Annotated in this window: 8 protein-coding genes; 4 read left to right on the plus strand and 4 right to left on the minus strand. The window is 36.9% G+C overall.

Features of this window, described 5'->3' with window-relative positions:
* Positions 1 to 319: 319 nt before the first annotated feature.
* Complete coding sequence (locus JQC92_RS20860) at positions 320 to 820, minus strand: FlhC family transcriptional regulator (protein WP_205001463.1); 501 nt, start codon at positions 818 to 820, stop codon at positions 320 to 322.
* Positions 813 to 1115 (minus strand): flagellar transcriptional regulator FlhD, encoded by a 303-nt coding sequence (locus JQC92_RS20865; RefSeq protein WP_205001464.1) that lies wholly within the window; start codon positions 1113 to 1115, stop codon positions 813 to 815. The genes JQC92_RS20860 and JQC92_RS20865 overlap by 8 nt, the downstream gene beginning before the upstream one ends.
* Positions 1116 to 1308: 193 nt before the next feature.
* Here JQC92_RS20865 and JQC92_RS20870 point away from each other — a divergent pair, with 193 nt between their 5' ends.
* From JQC92_RS20870 to JQC92_RS20880, 3 genes are all read left to right on the plus strand, one after another.
* Complete coding sequence (locus JQC92_RS20870; RefSeq protein ID WP_205001465.1) at positions 1309 to 1956, plus strand: hypothetical protein; 648 nt, start codon at positions 1309 to 1311, stop codon at positions 1954 to 1956.
* Positions 1946 to 2602 (plus strand): VUT family protein, encoded by a 657-nt coding sequence (locus JQC92_RS20875; protein ID WP_205001466.1) that lies wholly within the window; start codon positions 1946 to 1948, stop codon positions 2600 to 2602. Before JQC92_RS20870 ends, JQC92_RS20875 begins: the two co-directional genes overlap by 11 nt.
* Before the next feature lie 109 nt (positions 2603 to 2711).
* Positions 2712 to 3194, plus strand: coding sequence for a hypothetical protein (locus JQC92_RS20880; protein WP_205001467.1), 483 nt, complete (start codon positions 2712 to 2714; stop codon positions 3192 to 3194).
* A gap of 323 nt (positions 3195 to 3517) precedes the next feature.
* On the opposite strand, the gene JQC92_RS20885 is transcribed toward JQC92_RS20880, so the two are convergent.
* Positions 3518 to 4222 carry an SDR family NAD(P)-dependent oxidoreductase gene (locus tag JQC92_RS20885; RefSeq protein ID WP_205001468.1) on the minus strand — a complete coding sequence of 235 codons (705 nt, stop codon included), beginning with the start codon at positions 4220 to 4222 and terminating at the stop codon, positions 3518 to 3520.
* Between JQC92_RS20885 and JQC92_RS20890 the strand changes: the two genes are divergently transcribed.
* Complete coding sequence (locus JQC92_RS20890) at positions 4199 to 4582, plus strand: hypothetical protein (RefSeq protein ID WP_205001469.1); 384 nt, start codon at positions 4199 to 4201, stop codon at positions 4580 to 4582. The two genes, JQC92_RS20885 and JQC92_RS20890, sit on opposite strands and share 24 nt — an antisense overlap.
* On the opposite strand, the gene JQC92_RS20895 is transcribed toward JQC92_RS20890, so the two are convergent.
* Positions 4575 to 4838, minus strand: a complete 264-nt coding sequence (locus JQC92_RS20895) for a DUF7674 family protein (protein WP_205001470.1) — start codon at positions 4836 to 4838, stop codon at positions 4575 to 4577. The genes JQC92_RS20890 and JQC92_RS20895 overlap by 8 nt on opposite strands.
* Between the last annotated feature and the right edge of the window lie 41 nt (positions 4839 to 4879).

Here is a 4879-nt window from a genome sequence, read left to right on the forward strand (position 1 = left end):
GGCTGGGAAACGATTTGGGAAGGTTGGGATACCCTTCAATCTTATGTCGTTGGATATAGGATGGCGAAAGAAATGCTAGCTGACGGAGAAATGCTCTGAGATCTGATCAAGAGACAGGGCTAATTGCGTTGTTATTTTGAATTAAATACTTGAGTGCCAGTTAATGATTAGCTGGCACGGTTTTGTCCAAAAGCTAATTTCAACCTTTATTGTGTGCTAAATCGTCATAGAATTTAGCACAAGTTTCAATCTTTGTTGTCTCAACTAGCTCTACTGGCAACGTGTTAATCAAACTCTAAGCCGATATTAGTTTCAAACTTTAATATCTGGCGACAGAACCACAAAACCAACAACGTTCATCAATCTGAATGTCTCTTGATATCAATTTCACATTGCCACAAGGACAAGGTGATAGCTGAATCACCTTGTCTAAATATGCGTTGATTAAAACCCAAGCGTCATTGATGGTAAAGCTGCATTGTGGGTGATTGAGTACCTCAAATAATACAGCTTGTTTAGTGAACTGCTTGTAAGCATTGATCAGTATTTCTAAATCAACGTCATTATTTTTCTGCTCATCAAGCCGAAGGTAAATTGATACAAAGAGTATGCAAGCTGTTATTGTTCTTTTGTTTCTGAACAACCTTTGAGTGGTGATAAGTCGTCCTGAAGATGGCGCCCTTCCCGTTAACTCTTTAACCAAAGCTCGCAAATACTTTTCTGGCAGTTCGGTATAACGAGCAATGATCTGAACCTTTAAGTTTTGTCCAATGTATCTGGCCGCCTTGATGGTCTGTAGACTTTGGCTAAGCTTATTCATTAGCTGTTTTAACTGACAAATTAGCGGATACTGAAACCGATATCCGCAGTAAATCATTTTCAGGCTTTTGCGCTAAACGGGCAAATAGCTTCTCGTCAGGTAAAAAATTAAAGTAGATGTCGTCCTGTTTCGCAATGTGTTCAAGTTGTTGAAAGCTATTGTTAGATATTATTTTTACTAGAAATTCTGATAAGCCAAACTTTCTACTGGCGAATTTTGGATCTTGAATGGCTAACTCTTTAATCAGAGAAAGGTAGCGAAGATTTAAATCGTATAATAAATTGTCATCAAACATGTTAATGGCTCCTATCGTGTAAAACCGAATCCCGGTCACTTTGATAGCCTTCCATGTTTTTAAAGTAATGGATATTTGAAATCGAAATGATGATTTTGAACTTTAGATGAACCATTTCGACTAATATTTGAATTAATAACACCAAGCATCTATTTTTACAATAGATGGAAACTTAACGATATGGGAACGTAATTTGTCGGAACACAATTTTCGAACGAAAGCATTAGCGATTGCCAACCAACTGTTACCTGATATTCAAAACAAAGAAGATAGTGTGGTGCAGATAAGTGGCGAGAAGAAGTCGACCATTAAAAATTGGTTGTATGCCAATAAACGACCACCAATGGGTAAGCGTCTGATGATTGCTGATAAGTTCGGTGTAGATGTTGACTATTTATTTTCAGATTCGCCCTACAGCATTCCTATCACCCAATTTGATGAATCGTTAAAATGCTATTTGGTGCCAAGACTAGCTTTGTCTCAACTTACCTGCTTAGAACAAACGGAGCCAATGCCAGTAGCTGAACGAACCATCATCAGCCTAAGTCCTGAACTCCTTGAGCACCTTGAGAGTTATCAAAAAACTTATTGTCTTGTCGCAAGTGGAATTCATTACGAACCGTTTATTACCGCGGCTGATACATTATTTTTTAACTCAACTGCAAAACACTTTAAAAGTAATTTTTGCATTCTTGTCAGTGACGAAACGCAAATAGTAAGAATGCAGCAAGATGGTGCCATTGTATCTAAAGACGGTGATATCATTCAGCCGAGGAAATCTGATACATTGCTGCCCATTATCATCACCATGTCATCAAGCTACGTAACTTATGCTCAATAAGTTATTTGGCGAGACTCAATCTGAACATGGCAGAGTTATCTACCCTATCCTGTTTACAATTCTTTTAACCTCGACGACTTTCTTTTTTTTCGACTATCGTACCGTTCATATCTTTGGGCATGAACTTCATTTTTCTGTTGGGTTAATCTTTTTCCCTCTCACTTTCAGCATTTCGAATATGATGCAGTATCGATATGGGATGCTGTTTGCCAATACCGCAGTAAGATATGGGTTTCTTGGTGATTTATTATTTGTTGGCATTGCTTGGCTATTAAGTCATTTAGGTGAAAGGCAAGACTACCTCAGTGTTTACAGAGAATTACCGACCATTATGACCTTGACCTTCTTTTTTGTGTGGTTGAGTAACGCCATTAACTTCAAACTGTTTTCAATCATGAATGGCAAGGTGCATCACTTTTTCAGTTTCTTCGTTTCTTGTTTAATCGCTGAGTGCAGCGTGAGCTTTATTTCTGTGCCTTTGATGATGTACCAAAACCATTTAAATTCTAGCCAGTTTTTATCGATTGCTTTTATTGTTGGGTATAAGGTGGTTGCGACTTTGGTGTTGTCTTCGGTGATGGCTGTGATGATATCGTTAGCTGGAGAAAACAACTATATAAAAACTAAAATAGATTTACATAAATAACTTTGAAATTAATGAGTTGAACGTTACACTCCTGTTTCGTTATTGGTAATTGGTTATTTTAGTGTTTCGATTTTTTATCATCCTCTGTTTGTTAGTAATTTCCACTTGTGTGAATTCAAAAGCTCTAATCCATGACTCATTTGATGTGCCAGTTGAAGCGAGTATTCAAGACTTTATTATTATGAAAGTTGATCCAGACTATGCGAAACTCGATTATGAAGCTCTAATGTCTGCCAAAGAGTTTATACGAAAACAATTAGGCTCAGAATGGCCTTCAGACAATTTCACTTTAAAAGAGAATACTGACTCGCTATTTGATGATTTGACTTCTTTCAATAATAAAACAAGCTTTACGTATCACATCCTTAACCGTCAGAAATCTCAAATTATCGGTTGTTTCTATGTTAGCTCACCTATAGCTAAGCCCTACGATGCTTCAGTTTTTATTTGGGTTAAAAAAGAATATTTATCTAGCCCTGTTTTTCCAAAAATAAAAACTGCAATTAAATCTTGGATTTCACAAAAATGGCCTTTAAAACGTGTCGACTATTCCTTAAATAAACAGAGTATTACAAAAGCCATGAAGCAGTAATAGATATGTTAATTTCAAATACTCAATTGCTATCTCGTATTGTAATCATATTGATTGGCTTAGGCTTAGATAAGTATTTTGGTAATTACATAAACTATAATGGAATTATCTTCATCTTAGGGTTTGTATCATTCCCTTTAATTGCACTAAGCGATGGAAAAACAATCTTTTCCATATTCCCATGGGAATTCTATTTATTCCTAGGGTTTGTATTATTGTGTTGGCTCGCCAACCTAGAGTCTACGAGCATTTACTTTTTTGCTGGCTATGTAGCTTCTAGAATTATCTTATATTTTAAGTTCAGAACGAAATCAGCCTGATAGTTATCGCTTTATATCAAACATCGAAGAATACCCTCCATCCAACTTAATATCCTGCCCTGTCATAAATTCATTTTTAAGCAGCATTTCGATTACAGAAAACACATCAGAGTCCAGACCGCAATCGCCAGTCAAGTAAGTTTGGCTGTAATCAGGAAGATTGCCTTTGTGTTTAGCTCTGATCATTGGTGTATCAATACTTGCAGGAGATATTGAGTTAACGAAAATATCTGGTGCATGCTCAACAGCGGCGACTTTAGTTAAATTAACTATCGCTGCTTTAGCTGCGCTGTATGCCGCCATGTTTTTTGCGCCATAAGCGGCTGTAACACTGGCAATATTGATGATCCGTCTTCGTTTATCATTATTGATATTTGCCAAATTAACTTCTTGTTTAAGTGCATTGAATAACGGAGAGAAAACATCATGAAAAGATTGCTGATATTCCTCCAAAGAGAAGTCTTTTAACGGCTTACGAACACCTGAAACCCCAGCACAATTAACCGCTATATCGAAATCACCTATCTCTGAAAATGTTACAAGAGACTCAGGTTCAGACCTGAGATCACACCTTTTTTGTTTGATTTCATTCGATAAAATGTTATTTACTCTAATATCTATCCCATAAACCTCATATCCAAGATGATGAAGTTGTTTCGCAGCATAAAAGCCTATGCCGCTCGCATGACCAGTAACAATCGCTTTCATTTCAATGACTCATTGAGGATTACGGATATCTACCATCAAGGTAGCACACTGCATATAAAAGCATCAAAAATATGGCAGCAACGTCTTCACAATTATGCGCCATACAATTCGGTAGACTTGCCAATTATCGAGGCCGATGAAGCGCTGTTCTTCGGTGAAGATGTTGAACTTATTCGGTTGATGAAGTTGCTATACAAGAATAAAGATTTACCTCAATCTAAGTCTGTTGTCGGTGATCAATTTGCGATTTCTTATTCTAATGGTGATACCGCAATCGTTGAGCTTGATGAGGTTTTGAAGCAACTACAGCGATGTAAAAACACCGCTGAAGCATTGAAGATACTGAAGGGGCTTATTTAAAAACCAGTTGAATTGGTTCTGTTCCCCAAAAATCAACGTAAAGTTTTTTTAGAACATCTGGAAATAGCGGCCAGCCAAACTGAACAGTTTGGCGGTCATGGCCTGCAAAAAATGCCTCAGCAAAGCTAATATCAATCGCATCTTTTACTTTTTCATCCCCATTAAGATAATATTTTTCGGAACCCATCAAACATGGGTAACAAATTAAGAAGAAAAATCTGAGGAGAAAAGCTTTATTTTTGAGATAATAAGTCAACCACGACAACTATCAAAATAAAATGGCGATTCTGAACAAAA

The organism is Parashewanella hymeniacidonis (assembly GCF_016900895.1).
In the GTDB taxonomy this organism is placed as follows: domain Bacteria; phylum Pseudomonadota; class Gammaproteobacteria; order Enterobacterales; family Shewanellaceae; genus Parashewanella; species Parashewanella hymeniacidonis.

Coding starts and splice junctions, on each gene's coding strand:
- JQC92_RS20885 (WP_205001468.1), bottom strand. CDS start 4,222: ATGAAAGCGATTGTTACTGGTCATGCGAGCGGCATAGGCTTTTATGCT.
- JQC92_RS20890 (WP_205001469.1), top strand. CDS start 4,199: ATGACCAGTAACAATCGCTTTCATTTCAATGACTCATTGAGGATTACG.
- JQC92_RS20865 (WP_205001464.1), bottom strand. CDS start 1,115: ATGTTTGATGACAATTTATTATACGATTTAAATCTTCGCTACCTTTCT.
- JQC92_RS20875 (WP_205001466.1), top strand. CDS start 1,946: ATGCTCAATAAGTTATTTGGCGAGACTCAATCTGAACATGGCAGAGTT.
- JQC92_RS20860 (WP_205001463.1), bottom strand. CDS start 820: ATGAATAAGCTTAGCCAAAGTCTACAGACCATCAAGGCGGCCAGATAC.